This window comes from Streptomyces daliensis (assembly GCF_054782395.1).
Genome location: NZ_BAAGSO010000139.1, coordinates 68,780 through 71,463, shown reverse-complemented (window position 1 = coordinate 71,463; position 2,684 = coordinate 68,780). Strand labels below are relative to the sequence as shown.

The following is a 2,684-nucleotide window of genomic DNA, read 5'->3' as shown; positions in this document are numbered from 1 at the left end:
GACCACGAAGCCAATTCGCCAACCGATTCGCCGCCACATCCAACTCGCCGTAAGACAGCTCCACACCCTCAAACACCACCGCAGCCGAATCGGGAGCCTCCACCGCCCACCGTTCGAAGGACGCCAGCACCATCACGGCATCCACCGGCACAGCCGTGTCATTCCAGCCCGACACCAACTGGGCACGCTCGTCGGCATCGAGCACGTCTGCCTGACGCAGCCGCAGCTCAGGAGTCGCGGTCATCGACTCCAACACACGGCCGAACCACACCGCCATCCGCTGGGCGGTCTCCGCCTCGAACACATCCGCCGACGCGACCAGCGCACCCCGCAACCCCGCAGGACGCCCCTCCTCGTCAACCACCTCCGACAGCAACACCTCAAGGTCGAACTTCGACACCGCCGTCGCCCTGTCCAGCCGCACACCCTCAGCATCCGCCCCGACCAGCTCTAACGCGGCGCGCTCGACGTTCTGCACCGTCAGCATCACCTGGAACAGCGGATGCCGCGCCAACGACCGCTCCGGCGCCAGCTCCTCCACCAGCCGCTCGAACGGCACATCCTGATGCGCCAACGCCCCCAGACTCGCCTCCCGCACCCGCCCCAGCACCTGCCGGAACTCCGGATCACCCGACAGATCCGTACGGATGACCAGGGTATTCACGAAGAACCCGACCAGGTCGTCCAGCGCCTCATCGGTACGACCCGCAATTGGTGAGCCGATCGGAATGTCGGTGCCAGCACCCAGGCGGGACAACGTCACGGCCAGGGCCGCCTGCGCCACCATGAACGCTGTCACGCTCTCGGCACGCGCCACCTCCACCATCCGCTCGTGCACCTCGCCGGATATCCGCACCGGCACCCGATGACCCTGATGGCTGGCCACCGCAGGACGCGGCCGATCCACCGGCAACGCCAACTCCTCCGGAACACCGGCCAACGCCCGCCGCCAGTACCCCACCTGCGCCGACAGCAGACTCTCCGGATCCGACTCCTCACCCAGCAACTCCCGCTGCCACACCACGTAATCCGCGTACTGCACCGGCAACGGCTCCCACACCGGAGCCACACCCCGCAACCGCGCCTCATAAGCAGTCGAGACATCCCTGGCCAGCCGACCCCGAGACCAGCCGTCGGAAGCAATGTGGTGTACGACTACGACCAGCACCTGCTCATCCGACCCCGCCTGGAACAACCACGCCCGGATCGGCAGCTCCACCGACAAGTCGAAGGCATACCGCGACGCCTCCGCTACGGCGTCCGCGACACCCCCAGGCTCCACCTGCGACACTTCCAGGTCCCATGCCAGCTCGTCCGCAGAGAGGATGTGCTGATAGGGCTCGCCGTCGACCGCCGGGAACATCGTCCGCAGCGACTCATGTCGCGCGATCACATCCCGCAACGCCGCACCCAACGCGTCGACGTCCACTCCACTCATCCGAATCGGGCTCGAAATGTTGTAGGTGGGGCTGGGGCCCTCCAACTGCGCCAGGAACCACAGCCGCTGCTGCGCGAACGACAATGGCACCCGCTCCGGACGGGCCCCCGCCCGCAACGGCGGACGGACCGGGCCCGCGTCCTCGTCAGCGAGACGTGTCGCCAGTCCAGCGACGGTCGGGACCTCGAACAGGGCCCGGACCTCGACCTCCACCCCCAACACGGCGCGGATCCGCGATATCAGCCGGACGGCGAGGAGGGAATGTCCGCCGAGCTGGAAGAAGTTGTCATCGACCCCGACCACATCCACGCCCAGCACATCAGCGAAGGCGGCGCACAGGATCTCCTCCTGCACGGTGGCCGGTGCGCGCCCGGATCCGGTGGTGTACTCGGGTGCGGGCAGCGCGCGGCGGTCGAGCTTGCCGTTGGCCGTCAGCGGCAACTCGGGAAGCGTGACGAACGCGGCGGGCACCATGTACTCCGGCAGCCGCGAGGCCACCACCTCCCGCAGCCCTTGCGGTTCCCGGCCGTTGGGAACCACGTAGGCCACCAGCGCATCCTCGCGGGCAATCACCGCAGCCTGCGTCACCTCCGGGTGGACCAGCAGGGCGGCCTCGATCTCACCGGGCTCGATACGGAACCCGCGCACCTTCACCTGCTCATCCGCCCGGCCGACGAACACCAACTGCCCATCGGACGTCCACTTGACCAGGTCCCCGGTGCGATACATCCGCTCCCCGGAACCCGGGCCGAAGGGGCACGCCACGAACCGCTCACCCGTCAACCGCGGACGGCTCACATAGCCACGCGCCAGGCCCGCACCGGCGACGTACAGCTCACCGGCCACGCCCACCGGCATTGGCTGGAGGGCGTCGTCGAGCACGAACATGCGGGTGTTGGCGATCGGGCGGCCGAAGGGCACCGCACCCGGACGATCAGCATCGACCGTCTCCGCAGCCACCATCACCGTCGCCTCGGTCGGACCATAAGTGTTCACCAGCCGACGCCCATCCGACCAACGCCGCGCCACACCCTCACTGACCGCCTCCGCACCCACCAACAACGTCCCGACCCGCGCCAGATCCTGCGGATCCAACACCTCCAGCAACGACGGCACCACACTCGCTACCCCCACACCCACCAACTCCCGCAACCGCCGCGGCTCCCGACGCTGCCCCCCACTCGCGATCCACAACGCCGCACCCGACGACAACGCCACCACCACATCCAGCACCGACGCATCGAAA

The 2,684-nt window shown here is 68.3% G+C and carries 1 protein-coding gene; it reads right to left on the bottom strand.

What is annotated here, in order from left to right; all coding sequences use genetic code 11:
• Positions 1-2,684: condensation domain-containing protein (locus tag ACYVOO_RS40355; RefSeq protein WP_461020702.1), on the bottom strand; the 2,684-nt coding region annotated here is incomplete at both ends.